This is a genomic window from Actinomadura sp. CNU-125, assembly GCF_001942465.1.
Taxonomy (GTDB): domain Bacteria; phylum Actinomycetota; class Actinomycetes; order Streptosporangiales; family Streptosporangiaceae; genus Spirillospora.
This window is the reverse complement of the sequence record NZ_MKJY01000110.1, coordinates 38,910-59,702: the sequence shown is the minus strand read 5'-3', so window position 1 is coordinate 59,702 and position 20,793 is coordinate 38,910. Positions and strand designations below refer to the sequence as shown.

The window sequence follows — 20,793 nt, the reverse complement described above, 5'->3', positions numbered from 1 at the left end:
CCTTGGAGATCTCTCGATGACTCAACATGTCCAAGAGCGGGCGATGGCCGAGCCGCTCGCCCCGGCCTGGGGCTGGCACGGCAGGGCTGCCGGACGCGCCGCGCACGTCGAAGCCGCACCCGAGTACCAGGCCACCACCAGCCAGGTTTGCGGGCTGTATCCGTTCACGGCCGGTTCCGGAACACCGACCGTCGGCACACCCGTCGGGCGCCACCAGCTCTGGGGCGAGGTCGTCTGCCTCGACCCACTCGCCTGGCTGCGCGAGGGGCTGGTGACCAACCCGGGCATGTTCGTTCTCGGGCAGCCCGGCACCGGCAAGTCCACGCTGGTGAAACGGCTGGTCACCGGCGCGGTCGCCACCGGGACCACGCCGATCGTCCTGGGCGATACCAAACCCGACTACACGATGCTCGTGGAGTACCTCGGCGGGCAGGTCATCCGGGTCGGACGCGGCGCCGACCGCATCAACCCCCTCGACGCCGGTCCCCTCAACGAAGCGCGGCGGCGCCTGTCCGGCGCCGACGCCGAAACGCTCCGGTGGGAGGTTCGTTCACGCCGCTTGTCGCTGCTGCTGGCGCTGGCGACGCTAGTGCGCGAGGCGCGTATCACCAACGCCGAGGAAGTCGTCCTCGGGCAGGCTATCGACTTGCTCGACGGCCGTCTCGACCACGATCCGACCGTCGTCGACGTCCTGCGGATTCTCGAGGAGGGCCCGGCGGAACTCCGGTCGGCCACGCGCACCGACACCGACGCGTCCTACCGGGCCCAGACACGCGATCTGGTGTTCACGCTCGACCTCCTGGTCTCCGGGTCGCTGGCCGGGGTGTTCGACTCCCCCACCACCCGGGCCCTGGACCTGGACGCCCCCGCCATCAGCGTCGACATCTCCCGCGTCCGCGCCGCAGGCGACAAACTCCTCACCGCCGCAATGCTGTGCACCTGGGCTTACACGTTCGGCATGGTCGACGCCGCCACCGCCCTGGCCGACCTCGGCGCCACCCCACGCCGCTCCTACCTGGGCGTCATGGACGAACTCTGGCGCGCCCTGCGTGGAGCCCCCGGGCTGGTCGAGCACGCCGACGCCCTCACCCGCCTCAACCGCGCCAAAGGCATGGCCTCCATCATGATCACCCACTCGCTCGCCGACCTCGACGCCCTCGCCACCGAAGAAGACCGCGCCAAAGCCAAAGGATTCGCCGATCGGTCCGCTATCACCGTCCTGGCCGGACTCCCACCCCGCGAACTGGCGCGCGTGCACGAGATCACCCCGCTCACCGGTCCCGAGCAACACCTCGTGTCCTCGTGGTCGGCACCCGACTCCTGGCAACCCGGCGCCCGCCACCCCGGCCGCGGCAAGTACCTCATCAAAACCGGTGAACGGCTCGGCATCCCCGTCGAACTCTCCCTCGTCGGCGCCGAAACCGACCTGTACGACACCGATCAGGCCATCCGGAGAACCGCATGAACCGGCCAGTCTCAGATCGAGTCATCTTCAAGCCGGTCAGCGAAAGTCCAGAGCCCAGCCATCGCGCGTTGGCTTTCATATGGATCGGACTCGGCGAAAGCAGAGCACTGCCAGAGCCCTCCGTCTCCAACAAAGCGCCCCGCGTAATCCGTTCCGGACCGATCATCGATATGGAGCAGCGCACCGATCGCCCAAAGCTGATCGTAGAAGCAGTCGCTCCTAGGCAGATAGCGATCCAGGTAAGTAGCCAGAACATGGGCATCCTCGGACTCTCCAAAACGGGCGAAAGCAAAGCAGTAACCCTGCCCGGCGTAGACAAGCTCGCTGTCCAGCAGCAACTGACCGAAAGATTCACGAAACTGGACACGACGGTCGATGCCGATGAGCCAAGCGGCCGTGAGGCGCTCGCGCCATCCGGCGACCCCGCCCAGGCGCAGCAAGAATCCAAGCTCGGCATCGGTGATCTGTCGAGCGTCCCGCCCCAGATTCCGAAGAAAGTTCCTGCGCTCTTGCTCGGGCAATCTGGCAAAGTTGCCGTGCAGGAGATCCAGGTAACGGCCGACTCCCTCCTCCGAGCTCACGTGAACGTAACGACGGACAGGGCTCCCATACTCATCAAAGCGACTGCTCACTCGAACATTCTCCTTCGAAGGCGAAACATCACACCAGGTCCGCGACCACGCTCACTCCCCTCCTGCGGAGGGGGCAAGTGAGCCGAGCGCTCGGACCGCAACCGTCAATGTTCCATTCCAGCGCGGCCGGTGGATGGCTCGTCCTGGCCGCCTGCTGGACGCCGATCGTCGGGCTGTGGATCGTGTGGGTCTCGGCGAAGGTCACCGCCGTGCTCGTCAGTGGACGGGTCATGCCGTTCGGCGCCGACTTCGCATTCGCCGTCGCCGGGTGGAACACCGACGCGGCGTGGCCGGGGACGCCGACCCTGCTGGTCCTGTCCGTCCTCGTGGTGCTTGTCACCGCAGCGGCAACCGGGCTGTGGTTCGGGTGGCAGTGCATCGCCGGGCGTCGATTGCAACCTGGGGATCCCGTCGCCGCGCTCGCCGACAACCCCGGTCTCGCCGTTCTCCAGCCCGGCGCGGCGTCCGAGAAGGCAGTCAGCCTGCGGCGTTCTTTGCACGGGACCGCGCCCGGCGAACTGCCGAGCGAAGACATCGGGCTGGTCCTCGGGGACGTCCTGCTGCCCGGTGACCGCAGCGGCCCGACGCTGTTCACTTCATGGGAGGACACGGTCGTGGCGTTCATGGCACCGCGGTCGGGCAAGACGACCACCCAGTCGATCCCGCATGTGCTTTCGGCTCCCGGTGCGGTCATCGCGACCAGCAACAAGGCAGACCTGTGGTCGGCGATCGCGGCCGTCCGCGCCGAACGCACCGATGGACGGACCTGGTTGTTCGATCCGCAGCACATCACCTACCAGCCGCAGACCTGGTGGTGGAACCCGCTCGCCGGCCTGTCGACCGTCGAAGAGGCCCACCGGCTCGCCGGGCACTTCGTCCTCACCGTCGACGACGGCCAGAAGAAAGACCTGTGGGGCCCTGCCGCCCAAGACCTGCTGTGCGCGCTGTTCCTGGCCGCCGCCACCTCGCGGCGGTCCCTGCACCACGTCGCGCAGTGGCTCGACGAGCCAGCCGTCCCCACCCCCATCGAGCTGCTGCAGGAGGCTGGATTCCAGCTCATGGCCTCCTCACTCAAGGGCACCCAGAACGGTGCGTCGAGACCCGCGACGGGATCTACCAGACCGCCCGCACCGCCGCCAAAGCCCTGCGCGACGAAGAAATCCTCGCCTGGGTCACCCCACACGACGACCTTCCCGTGTTCGACCCGCACACCTTCGCCGGTTCCCGCGACACGCTCTATCTGCTGTCCAAATCGCTGTCGGCCGCCGCGCCGCTGATCGCCGCGCTCACCGACACCACCATGCGCGCCGCCGAACGCCGCGCCGAACAAGCCGGCGGACGCCTCGACCCGCCCCTGGTCGTCGCCCTGGACGAGGCCGCCAACATCTGCCGCATCGCCGACCTGCCGCAGCTGTACTCCCACCTCGGGTCACGCGGAATCATCCCGGTCACCATCCTGCAGAGCTACGAGCAGGGCGTCACCGTGTGGGGCGAACCCGGCATGGCCGCCCTCTGGGGCGCCGCGACCCGCAAACTCATCGGTGCCGGGATCGACTCGCCCCGCCTCGTCCGTGACCTGGCCACCCTCGTCGGCCAGCACGACGTGCCCGTCCGCTCCATCACCTACAGCGACGGACGCGCCAGCGAGCAAATCTCGCTGCGCCGCCAGGAAATCCTCGAAGCCGCCGACATCCGCGCCCTGCCCACCGGCACCGCGCTGCTGCTGGCAACCGGGACCAAGCCCGCGCTCGTCCGGCTCCGCCCCTGGTACGCCGGGCCACACGCCACCGCCATCGACCAGGCCATCAAGGCTGCGGACACGGCGATCGCCGAAGCCGCACGCGATCACTACGACAAGTAGAACCAGCCCCTGCCGAAAGGACGATCCGACATGCACCCGCACGCACTCCTGGAGGACCGATGCCCGCAGCCGACCAGCAGCCCGAACCGCTGTACCCGTCCCTCACCAGCTGGGTGACGCACCACTTCATCCCGCTGTATCGGCGCACGCTCGGCGGCGAGTACCGCTGGTGCGCCGAGTGGTGGCGGCACGGGGAAGCGATCTCTCGCCTCACCGCCCTCTGGTACGCGTGGGAGGCCATGCGCGTGCAAGGCGCCACCGGCATGGCCCTGTGGTACCGCGACCACCTCGACCACCAACTCCCGGTGCTGCTCGGTGCGCGCGGGCCCTTCTACCAGTGCACCGAGAACGAGCACCTGGTCCCGCACGAAGCCCGCCTGGTCCCCGTCCCGTTCGGATGGTTGCCCTCCGATGACGGCGCCGTCCCGGCAGACGCCTGAACCTCGACCGGTCGAACCATCGCCCGTCCCGTTTGGAGATCCGCATGCCCGACCGCATCGACGCCACGCTGCTGGCTTTGGACGCCTACCAGCAGCAGCTGCTCCCCGGCCTCGCCATCGGCCACCGTGAAAGCCGAGCCGAAGCCGAGGGCCTCATCCACGGGCTCGTCGACGACCTGTTCCGCTACGCCGACCACAACGACCTCGACACCGTCGACTTCCTCGACCGGCTCGTCCGCGCCCGGCTCGACCGCGACAGCTATCCCATGGCCGCGCCCGACCGGTTCCGGCTCAACGCCGAGGTCGAATTCCGGCCCGGCCGCCCAGCCGACGACGTCCCGAACCACCGCGGATTCATCAATGAACTGAAGGCGTCCCCCACTGGCCAGGACGTCTGCGCGGTGCGCGTCCCGGGGCTCGCCGAACCGCTGCGGGCCCGAACGTCGGATCTGCGACCGGCCGTCCCCATCCCGCTCATCCCGACACGCACCACGGGGATCGTCCACTCCGCCACCGAAGTCGAGGCCACGGTCATCGCCATGTCCATCGAGATGCTGCGCGATCCGACCGGTGCCGCCGATCCGCCGGTACTGGCCGACTTCGCCGAGCTCTCCGGCACGCTGGCCAACTGGTCGGGCACCACACCTGCGGCCGTCGTACAGCACCTGCGGCACATCGCCTGGAAAACCCTGCACGCCGCGGACGACGACACGTCGGCGCCCTCGCCGGCCGATGTCGCCGCCACCGCCTTCCCCGACGACCTCACCGCCGTCCTGCGAGGCGACGACCCCGCACCATCGACACGTCCGCAACCGCCCCCCTCCTCCAGTAGGCCGAGCAAGCACCGCCCGTAGCCCTGACACACCGCCGATCACCGGAGGCAGCATGGCCGATGCCGGCCCAGAGGAGTACGCCGAGTTCGCCGCCACCATCCTCGACACCTTCCAGGAACTCTTCGAGGAAACCGGGCACCTCCAACACCGGACAAATGACGCCCACGCCCACGAACTGATCAGCGACCTGCTGGTCGACCTGATGCACTACGCCGACCGCCGGGGCCTGGACTTCGACGACATCCTCGGCGATTCCCAGGCCTACTTCCTTACCGAACAGCAGCAGGCCAACGTCTTCGCAATCGGCACGGCCGTCCAACTGGAAGGACCGACCGCCAAGGAAGCGATCCTCCTCGGACGCCCGACGCGCGGGGCCGTCACCGGCATGTTCGTCCCCGACCACGGCATCCCCGAGTACCACGTGCACTTCATCGGCGATAGGAGCAGCGAGTCCGTCGTCGCCGCCGATCTCGAACCGGCGCCGCCGTTCCCGCCCACAACCACCACCGCAGGCGTCATCGACTTCCCGCTTCGCGCCGAACGCGCCTTGCTCGATGCGACCACCCGCATCGCGCTCGCCGACGTACAAAACGTCCGCCCGAGCACCGACGACGTACGCGACCACCGCGCTCTGCTGGCCTCGTTCGCGTCCTGGACCGGCATGGAGCCACGCAGCATCACCGACCTGCTCCTCAGCAGAATCTCGGAACGCCTCCCCGCACCAGAGCCGCAACGACCCCGGGACGACCTGAGCCCCGGTCGTCTCGCCGCTCAAGGCTTCCCGACGCCCATCACGCAACGCCTCAAGGAAGGTGTTCGTGGGCCGTCCGAAGCCGGTGCCAAGCCCGCGCCCCACCCCAGACGGCAAGGGCCATCTCGCTGACTTTCAGCGACAACATCAACACACCGCAACCATCGTTGACCCTCGGTCACCACACAAGCACACTGGCAAGACAACAACTTCAGTCAACGGACATTCGATGTGTCATCTACTGGGGTTGAGTTGTCTTGACGCTCCGGAGGCACGTATGAAGCAGCACTTCGAGCACATCGCCCAGCAGATCTGCTCCGCCGACGGCGTCCCCGCCCTGCTCGCGACCGCCCTCACCGGCCTGGAGGTCATCGAACGCGCCACCGCTCACCTCGCCGACCTGGCTCCCGCCCATTCCTATCCCGGCTACCAGACGGCCCGCGCCGAGGCCATCACCGCTTGGTCGGTCCTGTCCACCGCACCAACCCTCAACAGCAGCCCCGCCCGTCCCTCATCCACCGGCCCCGACGTCGAAGAGCTCGCCGCGTCCATCGCCGCGTTCGTCCTGGTCGTGGCCGAGGCGATCGTCAACGTCGCGGCCAAGACACCCGAACCCGGCGACCGGGTGGCCTGCCTTCGCGCCGCCCGCCACGCCGGCCACATCCACACCGCCTTGAGGTGACCATGACCCACCACGTCCCCACCGGCCAACTCGCGCGCGCCGCCAAGGCCCTGCAGGGCTACGAGCACGCGGCCTTCCCCGGCAAGCCCACGCTCCTGGGCCGCGACCAGCTCTACGCCTCCGCGCTCATGGCCGCGCTCATCTGCGACCTGGAGCACTACGCCGGACGGTACGGCATCAGTTTCTCCAGCGTGATCAACACCGGCCGCTCCGTCCACGCCGACGAAGCCGCCGAGCAATCCTTCTACGGCATCGGCGACCACGTGCGCCTGCCCCACCACGGCAACCGCTGCGGCACCATCATCGGCTGGATCACCACCGACACGGCCAACGACCGCACCTTCCTCGTCGCCGTCCCCGGCGTCCCGAACGTCTACGATGAACCCGCCGCCAGGCTCGCGCCGGCCCCGCCCTTCCCCGCCACCAGCACCAAGCTCGGGATCGTGACCCGCGCGCTCCAGGCCGAATCGGCCTACATCGACCTGGCGCTGCGTATTCCCGGCACACCACTGCCTGCTCAGGGCGTCCTCCGCCAGGACTGCCAGCGGCTCCTCGCCGCCCTCAGTACCTGGAGCGGCGTCCCCGCACCCGAACTCCTGAAAGGACTGAACCCGAAAATTACCAACGCGGCCCATCCACCGAACACCGCTCTCCCTCGGCCGCCGCACGGAGAAGACCACACCGAACCGTTCTGACCTGCACAGATTCCACGGCAACGCCCGGACGGAGGACATCCCGCATGGCCCACGAACGCGAACACCACGAAGTCCGGCACACCTGGTTCACCGAGATCATGACGACCGCGCTCAACGACCTCGCCCACACCGAACGCGTCATCACCGCCTTCGCCGCCCAGGAACCCGACGGATTCATCGCCTGGGGACTGGCCGAAGGCGAAGCCGTCCAAGCCCACCAAGCCCTCAAACAAGCCCCGTCCCTGCACGCCGCCGTCCCGTCCGACCACACCGCCGAGAACGCCACCGCCGACGCCCTGTTCGCCCTCGCCCGCAAAGTCACCCAGAACCTCGTCCGCGCCGCCGAACTCGCCGCCGACCCCAACGACAAGATGGCCTGCCTCCAAGCGGCCCTCCACGCGAGCCGACTCCGGGAAGCCCTTCGGTGACCATGGCGACCTTCGGCGACATGACCGCCCTCGCCCACCGGCACCTCACCGAACTGCGACGGACACTCCGGACCCCGGAAACCAGCGCGCACGCCCATCACCCGGCCGTCCCCGCCGAACTGTCCCGGCTCATCACCGTCCTGATCCGCTACCACGACCGCATCGCCGACGGCTTCGGCGTCCCGCACACCACCCAACACGTCGTGCGGGACGCCGCCCACCACACCGCGACGCTCCTCCGCTCGGCGCAACTCGCCCTCGACGCACCCTCCCTCGCCGAGACTCCCGCGACCGAACTCAATGCCCGACTGCGGTCCATCTCCATCGCCCTCGGCTGCGGCCTCGACCTGCTCACCTCACACCTCACCACCGTCCCCGGCCGGCGACTTCCGACAGCGCCACCGTCATTACCGGTCCCGACGCGGCCCAGTCGCTCATGCACGGACTCGCCGAACACATCGCCATGGCCGCCCACCTGGCGCAAAGAGGCATTTCAACACCCCGAGCAGCCATCAACCCACTACGGCGAGCCGCCGCCCTGTCCCGCGTCCCCAACAACCTCAAAACCGACCCGATCGCCACCATCCCTTTCCGGACCACACCGGCACGCCTACCGCCCCACCCCGGCGAAAGCCCCAGCGACCTCCTGACCGGAATCAACGCCAGCGTCCAACGGCTCAAGACACCAGGATCACCAGTCACAGTCGCGACGTGGCGCTATCTCGCCACCGCAGCCGCCATCACCAGCGACATCAACCACAAACTCATCCTCAGCCTGGCCCGACGACTGGAAGAGCTGAACGAGAATAGATCGGTGCCGAAATTCGACGAAGCAGTCACCACCGCAGCGAAAGCTAGCCGGGAATGGCGGTCCGTCGTCAAGTACTGGAACGAACTTCCCGGCTATTTCGGCCACCCCGACAGTGCTGCAGCGACGGACGCCAGCGACCTGATCATCCGGCTCGGACGCCTCGTCTACCGCGACCCCGACTGGCGACCAAGCCCTCGAAGCAGTTACCGCGTGAAGCCACTCGACGTACTGGCCCCAACCCCCTACCAAGTAAGAGAAATCTCAGCAGCACCCCTAAAAGTGCTCGATGCCTGCAATACCATCGCCCGCGATCGACGCCTGGCCAGCAACGACGCAGCCATCGTCTGGGCCATCGAAAAATACAACCAGACCCCGGAACAACGTCTCTGGTGGCACGGCCATGCCGCCCCACTTTTCAAGCGCTATAAGCTTGCCGAAACCAAAGGCACTAAAGCAGCAGTCGCCCTAGGTCACGCCATCGAATCCATATCTAGTCTGAAACCATCGGAGGATGCTCCGTTGGTTGCACGCGAAGCGGCTGCCGGATTCCCGACCCCCATCGAACATCTACTATCTTCAGCGAGAACTCCTCAGCAAGAAAGCAGACGAAACCAGCAATCACCACCAGCCTCCAGAGGAAGACGCAAGTAGGAGGGAGAACCGGCGCGAAAGTGGTTTGCTTGCTTAGCGCCAGCAACCTCTCTCCACGACATCAGCGTGCTCACGCCAAACTGGCCACCAGAGCATGGGCGCTACCGACAGAATGGCGCCAATTCAGGCACTCAGCGCAGATCTCGTAACCGGTCAATGAGAGCACGGCTGATTCGTTGCAGATCTTCGTCGTTGTCGATGCTGTTGAATCTGCCGCGACGCTGTGGGTGGAGCAGTTCGGAGCGGAGTTGGGGCAGAGCAGGTCGCGCGGCAGGGCCCATGCGGTCCAGGCACGCGACGACTCGGTTGGCGATCGCAGGGTTCTGTTCCCAGGCTTGGAGGAGTGTGTCCAGCACAGCCGGTGTCTCCGGGGCGCCGCCGATCTCCCAGAGGGCGGCCGCGCAAGGGACTCGGACCCATTCGTACCTGTGAGACAGGAGGTCTCGTAGGCGAGGCAGTGCTACATGTGCGGGAAGGCCGATTTCGGCGAGCACGTCGGCTGCCTTGGTGATTCGGAAGGTGATGGGGTCGTGGAGCAGATCGAGCAATGGCTGGATGACTTCGTCCGAGTCACCGACGACGGCCCACAGCGCGGCGACGGCCGCGGGACGCACATGGGCGTCGGAGGCCGTGATCAGAGACCGGATCGTCGGTAGCGCGGGGGCCGCTGACGAACCGAACGCTTTCAGCGCTTCCAGGGCCGAGCACGCGATGGGCCACAGCCCATGAGATGCCGCCATATCGAGGGTCTCGCTGATCACGCTGATGGCGCTGCCGTCGGCGAGGGCGGCCAGGGCCGACAGGTCCGAGTGCACACTCATCTCCCAGGCTGGCTGGGTGAGGTCGAGACCCCTCAAATGGTCGCATAGGTGGGGTGCCAGCTGATCGGCGGCTTGCGGCAGTGTTCCAGCGACCTTCACGGCCCGCCAGGCGTCGTCTCCGCTGTCCAGGGCCGTGAGGATGCTCGGCACTGCTCGCACATCCCCGAGACGGGCCAGCGCCTGGACGGCCCCTTGATGGCTCCTGCGCAAGTGCGGCTGGGGTGCACGCCAGACGTCCGGCCCGTACGTGGCGTACTGCGCGGCGACGTGCGCCGCCAGAGCTCCGCGGGCCGGCTCGGCGATCACATGACAGGAGTCCAACGTGGCCGCCGCCTCCGCAGCGACTTGATCGCGGGACGCGTTGAGGTGTTCGGCGACGAGCATGACGAGCCGCGTGTGATCTCCGCGCCAGGTCGTCATAAGCTCGGCGCTCATCCGGACGGCGTCCAGGCAGGAACCGGGATCGCGGCTGCGCAACTGCTCGGCGAGAAGTGCCGTCCGCTCCGGGACCTTCCCCGCCAAGGTCCAATGGAAGGTGCGCAGCAAATCCGTGATGGGTGAGTGGATCCGGCGGTCTCGTTCGAGGTCCTGGAAAGCGGCGACGATCTGCGGTGGCGCTCCGTCTCCGGCGGCGGCCGGGCTCGCCAGGCGGGACGGGTCGCACCACGCTTCGGCCGGCACGGCAGCATCGTCAAGTTCCCGCAGCAGCTCGATCGCCGCCGTGACGGTGTCGTCACCTACCTGCCCGGGTACGCAGCGAGCGCGTTGAACCACGACCGCGAGCCTGGTTTGAGGAACCGTGGTCGAATCGGCGCCAAGATCGGTGAACCACGCCATCGCCTCGTCGGTGTGTTCCGGTAGGCGGAGGGCCAGGTCCGCCATCGCTTCGACGATCAGTATCTGCTCGACGAAGCTCGGCTCGGCCCGCAGCCGACCGCACAGTACCGTCAGGGCCTGGTTGCCGTCGTCGATGAACGAACCGAGCCCGGGATTGCGGCGCGGCGCACGCGAACATCGGGATCGCACGCGAATCTGATGAACGTCTCCGCGCGGCTGCGGACCACCACTGCAGCTCCGCTGAAGTCGACGGAACCGACGTACTCCACGTCGCAGCGTTCAACGGCCGCCGATCCGATGCTCACCAGCAACTCAACGATGTCCGCTCTGTCGGGCGTAACGGCCTCGGCCGCCAACTCGAAGAGAAACGGCAGGCTCGCCACCGTGCACGGATACACGTCGCCCTGGTGATGCACCGCGCCGTAAAACCTGCTGAGAGCCTCACGCCGCTCCTTGGCGTCCGACGAACGCAGCGCCAGCAGAAGGTCCGGGACCTCCTCAGCCGAACCGTACGCATGCCCCATTGACGACCAGTCGATGTCGTGAAGTCCGGTGAACATACGCGGCATCATGCCCGGCCGCACCGACAAATCGTCCCCTCCCGTCCTGGCGGTGGAGAGCGAGAATGGCTCGCCGAATATCGCTCCGGTGGCTGGCGAGCGGTGTGCCTCCCGTCGGCAGTTTCCTGGTGCTGAACGACGGGAGCGACGTCCTCAGGCCCGGGGCCGTCGCTCCAGCCGAAAAGACGCGCGCCGAAGCGGAAGACCCCTACAAGCCGCGAACGGCCGAGCAGATCACCGCGTACCTCGATGGCCTGGAACTGCTGTCGTGTCGGTGTCGCGCTGGCGTCCTGAAGCTACTCCCCAGGACGCCCCGGTTCCGACGTACCGTCACGAGGGCGAATCTCCGGCGCTGTTACTCAAAGCGTCGAGAAGGTGGGCATAGCCGTCAATGCGAGGAAGGCTTCCTGCCTCGGCAGTAGGCGTAGTCGGTCGGGTACTTGCCGACCAACGGCAAGCGTGGTGGTTTCGCCATCGGCCGAGATCGTGAGTGACGGTTCGAGGTCGGAGGACAGGCACACGAGTGCCAGGCCGTCCCGGTGCTGGGCGGCGATATCGCAGTATCCGCCGCCGTCGGCGGCGGAGCTTATGAGCACGCGGCGGGACGTGGTCGAGACGAGCAGGTATCTGCGGATCTCCTCTGCGTCTTCCAAGAGTGTCAGGCCCGGGATCTGGTCCTCGCGAAACGTGCCGACGTCGATTCCGAACAGGTGCCATGCGTCTTGGCGGCTGAGGACGACCTCGGCAGCGTTGCCGGGGTATCGGCTCAAGAGCTCGACGACGATGTACCGAACGGCGTCTTCAGCACCAAGGCCGGCGACTACCGTGAACGGGCAGAGAGCGGCCAAGCGCTTGGAGAGTCTTCGACTTGTATCCGAGCAGGCGAACTTTCTGCAGGCCCTTCTCGACGCGGGATGAGGACGCTGCTTCGGCCGCACAGGTATGAGAGTCCGGCGAGGGCTGTTAGAAGGACGGACAGCAAAGCCAACCGAGCGATCGGCGGACTTGCATCCTTTCTCTGGGTCGGCTTGGGAGCGTGCGTGTCCAGGCTCGGCACCGTTGAGGTTCCGGATCGCGGGGCATGGCTTCGGCCTGGCACCGGACTGTCCCTCGTCTCTGGGTTGCGCTGCTGTCCGGTGCCGGATCCTGGATTGGTGCTCGTCGATGCCGTTGGTACAGGCTCGTGTTCGGCTGAGCCTGTGGCGGGTGGAGTGCTCTCGGTCGAGCGGCGTGGCTGCTGTGGCACCGGGAAGGAGTCGCGAATAGCGTCCTCCCGATCGGGGTCATTGCTGGTCTTTATGCTCTCCAGGACCTCCTGCCGAGTCCGGCGGCAGAGCTTCTCACGATCGACGTGACGGCTTGCAGTGGGGCCGAACGGGCCGCATTCCGCGGTCGCCGCCGCCTCCGCCGTCTGCTGGCCGACGAGAGGCAGAACGCCGAGAGAACCCACCGCGAGGGCGGCGGACATTTTGAGCAGGGTGCCTATCGACGGAGTCTGGAAGCTACACATAGGGCTCCTGCTGGTGACCACGGGCGCGCAGTCGTTTCTGGACGCGCGGCGCTCGGGGCGGGCGCGGGTACTTGCGGGGCCACTTGATGGCCATGATGACGGCCAGCGGCCAGCCCAGGACGGTGGCGCAGCAGAGCGCGTTGACGAGGACGATCAGCATGAGTTCGTCCGCGCCGCGCAACACGGCGATCAGGGTCGGGAGGACGGCGAGGAACACCAACGTGGTGATCAGCGCCAGACCCAACAGCCAATCGGGGTTGATTCCGGTGGTCATGTTTTCCTCGCAGTTCAGAGGTTGCGTCGCCGGTTACGATCAGTTGCGTGACCGGGCGCCTTTCGCGTTGATGGGGCTTCGAAGGGCTGGCCGGCGCTCATTTCGAGGGCCTCGTGGATGGTGAACGGGAAGCCGTCGGCGGCGAGGCGGGCCTGGGGCGTCGGGGTGACTTTGGTGATGACCTTGTCCGGCAGGTTCGTGGTGGCCTCAAGGGTCGTGCGGAGTTGGCCGGGGTCGATCTCGTGGTCGTCTTGGAGGCGGTCGACGATGCCGCGGGCTCGCTGCTCCTGGCGCGCCTGCTCCCACTCGTGGCGGTGCGGGCCGTGGACGGTCGCCGCCCAGCGGATGTCGGTTCCCTCGTCGAGTTCTGCTCGTTGGGGCGCTGGTTCACCGGTGCGGACGTTGGGATCCCGGGTGAAGAACGGAGCCGCCTTGCCCATGGCGACCAGCGGGTCGTCGCCTTCGGCTCGAAGGCGGTCGTAGTGGTTCATGGCATGCGGGTGCAGATCGCGCAGACGTTCTTCGCACTTGCGGACGGCTGTGGCGGCGGAGGCGTTGTCGGTCGTGTAAGGAACGGCGGCTCCCCACGCCTGAGCGACATCGAGGAGGCCGGCCTGTCGCAGCCAGGTGCGGTCGTGAGCCGGGGACCAGCGTGATCGCGCCTCGTGGAATGCCGCCTTGCGCGCCTCGTTCTCGGCTCGTTCGGCCGCGGCGTCCTGGGCCTGCTGCGCCTCCTTTAAGCGTGCGATTCTCCGTGCATAGCCCTGCTGTAGTGCGGTGGCGATCGTGATGAGTTGTACGAGTCGCTGGCCGCTGTGAACGAACCCTTCGGTGATGGGGTCGGGGTGCTGCCGATCGGTCATGGTCTTCTCCTGCAGTTCGAGAGGGCGGTCACTTGGGGACACGCCGGGTCGATCGGTTTCCCATGTGGGTGGGTGACCGGCTTGGGCGCGTAGGCAAGCCGTCTGTCGGCGGCTCGGGGCTGATCGCGGAGGCGACGGCGGAGGTGATTTCGGCCGGGTCTATGTCGGTACGGGCAGCGACGCGGCTTACTTGCCGGGCGATCTGGGACGGCGGCAGCTCCGCGATCACGCGCGCGGTGGAACGAGCCGCGGCCAGCCGGGTCTCGATGAACTCCAGCTCCCCGAACTGCTCCATCTTCTCATCAACAAGCAGGTCAGCGAGGGGTATTACAGAACGCAGCGAGTCGGCGACAGTTGCTTGCCGCGCCGAGGAAAGTATGTCTGCCGGGTCGCGCCCTTCGGGAAGCAGCGCCACTTCAACCGGGCCGGTGATGTGGCGCAGTGCCTGCCAGGAACGGACTGCGGCGGCACGTCCAGCGGAGTCGCCGTCGAGCGCGAGGACGAGGCCGGACGTGTTGAGGTCGTAGCGGCGACCGAGCGCTTCGATGTGGGCCGGGGTGATCGCCGTGCCGCAAGGTGCGACGGCGACGTAGTGCGTGGGCATCGTGACGTTGACCGCAACGGCGTCGAGCGGCCCCTCGACGAGGAGCGGACGGACGCCCTTAGCGAGTCGTTCGCTTCCCTCGGACAGGCCGAAGAGGATCTCGTTCTTGCGGAACACGGCCGTCCCCGGGGTGTTGAGGTACTTCGGTCCCTTGCCGCCGTCGGGACGCCTACCGATGAACCCGACGAGAGTGCCCGTGGCGTCCCGCAGCGGCAGAACGGCACGGTGGCTGAAGAGGTCGGCGAGGTTGCCGCCGTTTCCGATCCGCGCCAGACCGGCTTGCACGATCATGTCGTCCGTATGGCCGTGCTCGCGGAGGTGGCGGACGAGAGTTTGGTGCGTCCGCGGGGCATGCCCAATCTCCCACTGCGCTTGCACGGCGGTCGTGAAGCCGCGATCGGCAAGGTAGTCCGCGGTCCAGCTCCCGGCGAGGTTGTTCGTGTAGAAGCGATGTGCGGCGTCGATGGCGGCGAGGAGTTCGTCTCGTCCTTCGGTCGCACTGCTGCCTGCGAGTGTGGGCCAGGATTTCGGCGGGTCGGTGGGAAGGTTCGCCATGTGGCGGCGGAGTCGTGATGCGCTGCGGAGAACCTGCTCGCCGACGGCTCGGATGGCGGCTGCCGGGGCCGCACGTTCGTCCGTCCCCGCCCACTGCCGGGGAGACGGGAGGGAAAGGCCGGAGTCCGGCAAGCCGATTTCCGCGAGCACCAAGCGGGCTACCGAGTCTGCGACAACTTGCCGGACTCCGTGGCATGCAGCGGAGTCGGCCGCCGGAGCGTCAACGGTGGCGTTGGGCTGTACCGCGTGGGCGAGTTGGTGCGCCAGTTTGGTCGCCGCGGTGACGTCGTCGAGTTCGGGGGCGAGCACGATCCGGCGTGCGGGTTCTCCGAGGTAGGTCCAGCCTTGGCCTCGGTCGACGTACAGGCCGAGGTCGGCGGCGAGTCGGGAGAGCCGGGCCAGTGCTTCGGCAGGCGTGGACCTCGCAGGTTCTTCGACGTCCTCTCCGTCGGTCTGGGCGATGTCGAAGACGGGCCGAGCCCTTCCTCGTGTGGAAATGACACGGATCGCTGTTTCGCCCCGGCGAACCTGGCGTCCGTGCTTCTGCCAGTCGTCGTAGCCGCGGACGTCGGTGGCTGTGCGCCGCTGGGCTGGGATGAGCAACGTATTGATGAACCCGAAGCGTCCGTGGCGGTGCGCAGCGTCGAGCCAGTCTTCCCAGGCGAGGCGGCCTTCGTAGAGGCTTGCCACGCCGTGGACGGCGATGCCGTGCAGGATGTCGACCTGGCGTTCGCGGTTGTCGCTGCGTGCGACCTCGGGGGACGTCATGTCGAGTCCCGCCGGGACGACTCAGCACGCACGACCGCGGCAAGCTTCGCGACGCGCTTGTTGGCGATCGAGTAGCCGAGGGCGCGGAGACGGTCCCCGAGTTCGTCCCTCGTGAATCGGATGCCTTGCCGCTCCATTTCGCGTCGGATGCGGCGGGCGATCGGCATCATCTCGTCATCGTCGGACGAACTGGGGACGGCAACCGCAGCCGGTTCGTGCCCAGGCTGTGGAACTTCGATGGTCGTGACGTCGGTCGGGAGCTTGCGAAGGGACAGTCGCTCGTCCAACGGCGCACGCCATCGCCACATCCATCTGCCGTACTGCTGCTGGAGTTCGGAGACTGCGAGCAGGTGGCGGTACTCGAGGTCGAGTCCCTGCCGGTAGCCGGTGATGTGCCAGAGGATCATGCGGCGCCACAGCAGCAGGCTCGACACCGGCGCGAGCAGCCAGCGCATCGCGGGGACGCGCTCAATACGGCTCCCGGACGTGAGGCCGACCCATCGGCGAATCAGGTGGCGTACACCTTCGACGACGGTGATGAACAGGACCGGCATGGCCGCGTGCATCACGCCGCCTGCGAGGTGGCCGTGCGCCGCGGCGACGTTCACCATGACCGTCCCGGCGATGTAAGCCCAGGCCACCCACCGCAGGACCGACCACGGCATGTCGAGGAACTCCAACAGCAGGTCCCACACCAGCAGGATCAAAATCCCGAGGTCCATCCCGATCGGGACGATCCAGGCCAGCCCTCCGAAGTACGGTTCAGCCATCTCCCGGACGGTCGAGAACGACCCCACTCCCCCGAGCGCGGCCAAGCTCAAAGTGAGCGGCGCGACCACGACTGCCACGACCGTGACGACCTTGGCGCGCGAGGTCCCGGCTGCGCTCGGCGATCGGCGGAGGCCGATCATCGCGACCGCCTCTCCACCATCCAGCTCAGGACGCGGGCGATGTACCTGGCGTCGTGCGCCGGGCCGAGCAGTCGGCCGTGACCGGTGACGTAGGCGTACGTGCCTTCGGCGCCCGCGCACAGGACCGTCTCGCTCCACCTGCCGCACCGGACCCGCAGCTGCCACCGTCCGTTCCGAGGCTTGTTGACGTGTGTCGGCACACCCAGACGCGTGAGTTCGGCACGCAACCTGAGGAGGTGTTCCCGCCGTACCTCCAGCTCGGTCCTTCTCCTGCCAGCTCGCATTCCCATCACTCCCCCGTCGGCAGTGGCTGATGAACATATCGATTCATCAACTAAAGTCCTTGGCCAGAACGATGCAGCATGCGACCGCCACGGTCAACCAAAGTGACTGGTCGGCGTGTCGAACGCCCTTAATCAACTACCGGGTCGGTCCCCGTCGCGGGGACGGACCGCTCGGCCGTCTGGACGTGGGCCGCTGCGATGCGGCGGCGCCCGGCGCGCGCCAGGGGTTGGGGAAGCCGGTCATGGCGAGCATCGCCTGCGAGGAGTCGGGAGCGGAGTGACCGTGCCCGAGGTGGCGGGCGGCGGTGCGGGCGGCGTCGGCTTGCGCCTGGTGCTGCTGGAGGCGGCGTACATGGGCGATGGTGTCCACTAGGGAGAACAGGTTCGCGACCAGCGTCAGGATGGACACGGTCGCGTTGTCCTTCGGGAACCCGGTGAGTCTCAAGATCCGGGCCGCCGCACGTAGAGCATTGCCGGCAGAACTCGGGCGCGGGATCCGGCCGTACGGAAACCGGGCGGCACGGTCGTAGGCGTGAGCGGCGCGCCGGAGGTGCCGGTTCCCGGTGGCGGCGGCCGCGGCTTGGAGTGCGTCGGACGCCGCCCAGCAGGCATCTTGCGCGGCGTAGGGGTTCGTGGCCAGATGTCGGCGGATCTGCGCGGTGGCGAAGGCCGCGGCCTTCGCCGCGTCGTCGTAGAACGCTTGGCGTTCCTCCGGCGTGAGGTCGTCTCGAACCGGTCGTCGCTTGACGTCCGGGTCGTCCCAGCGGGCGTGGAGGCTCGCCAGGGACAGGTCGTGGGCGAGGCGGCTCCCCGGGTACCAGGTGGGTTCCTCGCCTTCCGGGGTCGGTAGAGCGACCGCGTAGCCGGTGATCTGGTCGGCGACCTGTTGGCTGTAGCGGAGCTTGACCAGGAGACCGTCGTCGCTCAGCCGGTCGAGGAACTGCGGGACGGTCCGCGCTTCGTCCGCGGCGCGGCGGACGGCCGTCCGCAGCACGGCCCGTGCGGACGGCGCGGACAGGTGCCGTCCGAGCCCGTCCGCCGTCCACCGCCGCCGCAACTTCGGGAGGGTGAGGTCGGCGGCGAGCTTTCCGCCGCCGTACCAGACCGGCTCCCCCGCGGCGTTCACGTCGTCGGGCAGGGCGACGGCGTAGCCGGTGACCTCGCCGGGCGTCCGCCGGCTGAAACGCCGCCGGACCAGTAGCCCCTCGCCGGTCAGGTGGGCGAAGAACTCCTTGTCCCCGGCCGCGCCCGCCGCCGCGGCTTGCACCGCACGGCGAACGACCGTCCGCGCCGCCTCGTCCCGTCCGCGGCGGACGGCCTTCTCGGACTCGGCGCGCGTGGGCCGCCGGGCCGCCGTCCGGTCCGCCGGAGCCGTGGACCGCAGTCCGAACCGCCGCTCCACCGCCCGGCACGCCTCGCGGACGCGATAGCCGTCGTTCCAGATCTCCGGCCGCACGCCGTCCGCGCGCGCCAGCGTGGCGACGATGTGTATGTGATCGTCGGCGTGGCGGACGGCGACCCAGCGGACGCCGTCCGCGTCGCCGTCCGCGTCGCCGTCCGCGTCGCCGTCCGCCGCCAGGCCGGTGCGGGCCATGACCTCGTTCGCGGCCTGCGCCCACTGCCGATCCGACAGGACCGGGTCGTCCGGCGCCGCCCGCAACGACAGATGCCACACCGGCTTGCCGTAGTTGCGGTCCCCCAACGCCGCCAGCGGCTGCGTCAGCAGGCGGTCCAGCCGGCGAAAATCTCGCCGGCCGTCCGCCCGTAGAATCGGCTCGAGCGAGGCCGGGTCCCCGTACCCCGCCACCATGCGCGGGTTCTCGTGCTCGCCTTGCCTCCCGGGGCCGTACAGGTACCGGAGCAGGCCCTGCACCCGCCTGCCCCGCAACACCTTCCCGATCACCCCGCCCCCCGCAAGAGGTCAGGGAAGTCGACGGCGCAACTCTTCGGCCAGGTCGTCCAGCCTCTGGACGGCCCGCGCGGCTGCCTCGGCGTACCAGCGAAGCTGCGGCGGCGGGTCGCCCGCGTGCAAGGCCGCAACTACCTGGTTCAGGTTGACGCCGATCCGGCGCGCCTGACCCGACGCCCGCATGACCTCGATCAGCGTCTCCCTGACGTCCGAGTACTCGGGACGGGCCGAACCCCTGGCAGCGGCCAGCAGCACCTCCGCCGCCCACGCGCCGGTCGCCAGGAACTCACGCCCGGCAGCCGACGACAGGCACGCGTACTCCTCCTCCGACAGAGCGATGCACAGACCACGATCACGCCGAGGCGTGCGATGAGCTCTCGTGTTCCGACGCGTCCCCCTCCGAGACGTCGACCCGGTCTTACCGTCCTCCTCCACTGGCCTCCTCACACCGGATCGCGCTCGATCGACCTCCGGCTGCACCGCGCCCGGTGCAGCAAAACCATAGGTTTTCCATTTCTTGCCCCGCGTCGGCGGAGCCCCGGCGGCAACGCCAGGACCCCGCCGGTGACCGTCGTCACGCGTCCGTGCACGCGGTCAGGAATCAGACGAACGGCTCTTCGTCGACATGGTCACGGTTCCCGACGAGGGCGAGGAGCCTTCGGCGCCGGCGGCCGCTGAAAATGCTGGATGAGGTCCGCCCTCCCCTGTCTGGACAAAGCCTCCCCGATGGAGGTCGGGAAATCGTTTGCGGCCGGTTCGATATCCGACGCCGCCTGGTCGACGACCGTCGCGTCGGCTTCTTCGGCGTTGTCGAGCGCTTGCGTCTCGCCGTCCACCGTGCTGTGGACCGAGGTGAGCGCACCTTGCGCTCGACGGAAAGAGTCACCGAGTTCGGCCGCATACTCGTGCGCCCGCTGCAGCGCGTCGTGCGCAAGAACGATGATCGGAACGAGGCCACCACCGCGCTCGTGCCCGAGACGACCGGCCGAAAGCTCCCGGTCGAGGAACGCGTCGAGCTGCTCGGCAGTCTGCGCGAGGCCGAACGAAGCTTGCGCGAGGTTTCCCAAGACCGTGTACGCGGTCTCCGGCCGCTCCAGGCCCTGCCGTCCCTGGGTTGAGTTGTTGAGTTCGCGGACTCGCCTATACAGCTCGGCGGCGAGCTGCTCGGTGTGCTCGTCGGTGCGTGCGTCGAAATCGTCCATGCGAGGTGCCCTCCGGCATCAACGTGAGTCGGACCATGCGGGATCTCCTCTCCTCAGATCTTGTGGAGTGCGACGGCGGCCGCGCCACCGTCCATGTCCGAGACTGCAGCATCCAGCCCGCCGGAGTCAACTATAGGCATCAGCATGTCGAGCACACGCTTAAAGTTGTTCATTGGTCCAGCCGAACACCAACTCGTTCGACTCTGAACCGGTGGGCTCAGTCGACCAGGCCCTGATGGACGGCCGTGGCTCCGATCGCGAACGAGTTCTGAACACCGAGGGCGTCGCGGATCGCATTGGCGTGACGTCCGACTGTGGTGATGCTCACGCCCACCTGGTCGGCGATGACTTGGTTCGGCAGGCCCTGGACGAGGAGACGCAAGATCTTCATCTGCGCCGCCGGCAAGGGCCCGTCCTCGTCGTCATGGGCTCCGTAGGGGACCGCA

General features: G+C 67.9%; 22 protein-coding genes and 1 pseudogene. 10 read left to right on the top strand and 13 right to left on the bottom strand.

What is annotated here, in order from left to right:
- The first annotated feature begins 43 nt into the window (after positions 1 to 43).
- Entirely contained in the window at positions 44 to 1,465 is a 1,422-nt protein-coding gene (locus BJF79_RS14290; protein WP_143219928.1) for a hypothetical protein, read from the top strand.
- Positions 1,466 to 1,476: 11 nt separating this feature from the next.
- Here the strand turns inward: BJF79_RS14290 and BJF79_RS14285 are convergent, their stop codons facing one another.
- Positions 1,477 to 2,097: a DUF6000 family protein gene (locus tag BJF79_RS14285; protein ID WP_075897804.1), complete on the bottom strand. Its 621-nt coding sequence runs from the start codon at positions 2,095 to 2,097 to the stop codon at positions 1,477 to 1,479.
- Between the two features lie 107 nt (positions 2,098 to 2,204).
- On the opposite strand from BJF79_RS14285, the pseudogene BJF79_RS65560 reads away from it, so the two are divergent.
- From BJF79_RS65560 to BJF79_RS53250, 9 genes and pseudogenes are all read left to right on the top strand, one after another.
- Positions 2,205 to 3,005: pseudogene (locus tag BJF79_RS65560) on the top strand (type IV secretory system conjugative DNA transfer family protein); the annotation flags it as partial.
- Positions 2,909 to 3,958 carry a type IV secretory system conjugative DNA transfer family protein gene (locus BJF79_RS53255; protein ID WP_410050084.1) on the top strand — a complete coding sequence of 350 codons (1,050 nt, stop codon included), beginning with the start codon at positions 2,909 to 2,911 and terminating at the stop codon, positions 3,956 to 3,958. The pseudogene BJF79_RS65560 and the gene BJF79_RS53255, both read left to right, overlap by 97 nt.
- 59 nt (positions 3,959 to 4,017) lie before the next feature.
- Positions 4,018 to 4,398, top strand: coding sequence for a DUF4913 domain-containing protein (locus BJF79_RS14275; protein ID WP_075897802.1), 381 nt, complete (start codon positions 4,018 to 4,020; stop codon positions 4,396 to 4,398).
- Between the two features lie 44 nt (positions 4,399 to 4,442).
- Complete coding sequence (locus BJF79_RS14270; RefSeq protein ID WP_143219924.1) at positions 4,443 to 5,252, top strand: hypothetical protein; 810 nt, start codon at positions 4,443 to 4,445, stop codon at positions 5,250 to 5,252.
- Between the two features lie 31 nt (positions 5,253 to 5,283).
- Positions 5,284 to 6,114, top strand: coding sequence for a hypothetical protein (locus BJF79_RS14265; protein WP_075897798.1), 831 nt, complete (start codon positions 5,284 to 5,286; stop codon positions 6,112 to 6,114).
- Between the two features lie 145 nt (positions 6,115 to 6,259).
- Positions 6,260 to 6,664 (top strand): hypothetical protein, encoded by a 405-nt coding sequence (locus BJF79_RS14260; protein WP_075897796.1) that lies wholly within the window; start codon positions 6,260 to 6,262, stop codon positions 6,662 to 6,664.
- A 2-nt stretch (positions 6,665 to 6,666) separates the two neighbouring features.
- Positions 6,667 to 7,359 carry a hypothetical protein gene (locus BJF79_RS14255; RefSeq protein ID WP_075897794.1) on the top strand — a complete coding sequence of 231 codons (693 nt, stop codon included), beginning with the start codon at positions 6,667 to 6,669 and terminating at the stop codon, positions 7,357 to 7,359.
- A 44-nt stretch (positions 7,360 to 7,403) separates the two neighbouring features.
- The gene (locus tag BJF79_RS14250; RefSeq protein WP_075897792.1) at positions 7,404 to 7,787 is read left to right on the top strand and encodes a hypothetical protein; all 384 of its coding nucleotides are present in this window, start codon (positions 7,404 to 7,406) and stop codon (positions 7,785 to 7,787) included.
- A 463-nt stretch (positions 7,788 to 8,250) separates the two neighbouring features.
- Positions 8,251 to 9,249, top strand: coding sequence for a hypothetical protein (locus tag BJF79_RS53250; RefSeq protein ID WP_143219923.1), 999 nt, complete (start codon positions 8,251 to 8,253; stop codon positions 9,247 to 9,249).
- Positions 9,250 to 9,380: 131 nt separating this feature from the next.
- On the opposite strand, the gene BJF79_RS14245 is transcribed toward BJF79_RS53250, so the two are convergent.
- The 12 genes from BJF79_RS14245 to BJF79_RS14190 form a co-directional block, all read right to left on the bottom strand.
- The gene (locus BJF79_RS14245; protein WP_143219922.1) at positions 9,381 to 11,096 is read right to left on the bottom strand and encodes a HEAT repeat domain-containing protein; all 1,716 of its coding nucleotides are present in this window, start codon (positions 11,094 to 11,096) and stop codon (positions 9,381 to 9,383) included.
- Positions 11,018 to 11,491 carry a hypothetical protein gene (locus tag BJF79_RS14240; RefSeq protein ID WP_143219921.1) on the bottom strand — a complete coding sequence of 158 codons (474 nt, stop codon included), beginning with the start codon at positions 11,489 to 11,491 and terminating at the stop codon, positions 11,018 to 11,020. The genes BJF79_RS14245 and BJF79_RS14240 overlap by 79 nt, the downstream gene beginning before the upstream one ends.
- A gap of 335 nt (positions 11,492 to 11,826) precedes the next feature.
- Positions 11,827 to 12,315, bottom strand: a complete 489-nt coding sequence (locus tag BJF79_RS14235) for a hypothetical protein (protein WP_075897785.1) — start codon at positions 12,313 to 12,315, stop codon at positions 11,827 to 11,829.
- 654 nt (positions 12,316 to 12,969) lie between these two features.
- A complete protein-coding gene (locus BJF79_RS14230) occupies positions 12,970 to 13,251 on the bottom strand; it encodes a superinfection immunity protein (RefSeq protein ID WP_075897783.1) in 282 nt (93 codons plus the stop codon).
- 14 nt (positions 13,252 to 13,265) lie between these two features.
- Positions 13,266 to 14,114, bottom strand: coding sequence for a hypothetical protein (locus BJF79_RS14225; protein ID WP_143219920.1), 849 nt, complete (start codon positions 14,112 to 14,114; stop codon positions 13,266 to 13,268).
- A gap of 28 nt (positions 14,115 to 14,142) precedes the next feature.
- Positions 14,143 to 16,041, bottom strand: coding sequence for a toprim domain-containing protein (locus BJF79_RS14220; protein WP_075897779.1), 1,899 nt, complete (start codon positions 16,039 to 16,041; stop codon positions 14,143 to 14,145).
- Positions 16,038 to 16,952, bottom strand: coding sequence for a DUF2637 domain-containing protein (locus tag BJF79_RS14215; RefSeq protein WP_075897777.1), 915 nt, complete (start codon positions 16,950 to 16,952; stop codon positions 16,038 to 16,040). Before BJF79_RS14215 ends, BJF79_RS14220 begins: the two co-directional genes overlap by 4 nt.
- Complete coding sequence (locus tag BJF79_RS55390) at positions 16,949 to 17,152, bottom strand: hypothetical protein (RefSeq protein WP_075897775.1); 204 nt, start codon at positions 17,150 to 17,152, stop codon at positions 16,949 to 16,951. The genes BJF79_RS14215 and BJF79_RS55390 overlap by 4 nt, the downstream gene beginning before the upstream one ends.
- A gap of 220 nt (positions 17,153 to 17,372) precedes the next feature.
- Positions 17,373 to 19,139, bottom strand: a complete 1,767-nt coding sequence (locus BJF79_RS14205; RefSeq protein WP_143219919.1) for a relaxase/mobilization nuclease domain-containing protein — start codon at positions 19,137 to 19,139, stop codon at positions 17,373 to 17,375.
- 18 nt (positions 19,140 to 19,157) lie between these two features.
- Positions 19,158 to 19,400 (bottom strand): hypothetical protein, encoded by a 243-nt coding sequence (locus BJF79_RS53240; RefSeq protein ID WP_143219918.1) that lies wholly within the window; start codon positions 19,398 to 19,400, stop codon positions 19,158 to 19,160.
- 374 nt (positions 19,401 to 19,774) lie between these two features.
- Positions 19,775 to 20,347, bottom strand: a complete 573-nt coding sequence (locus BJF79_RS14195) for a hypothetical protein (protein WP_075897769.1) — start codon at positions 20,345 to 20,347, stop codon at positions 19,775 to 19,777.
- A 217-nt stretch (positions 20,348 to 20,564) separates the two neighbouring features.
- Complete coding sequence (locus BJF79_RS14190; protein ID WP_143219917.1) at positions 20,565 to 20,753, bottom strand: LuxR C-terminal-related transcriptional regulator; 189 nt, start codon at positions 20,751 to 20,753, stop codon at positions 20,565 to 20,567.
- Positions 20,754 to 20,793: the final 40 nt, after the last annotated feature.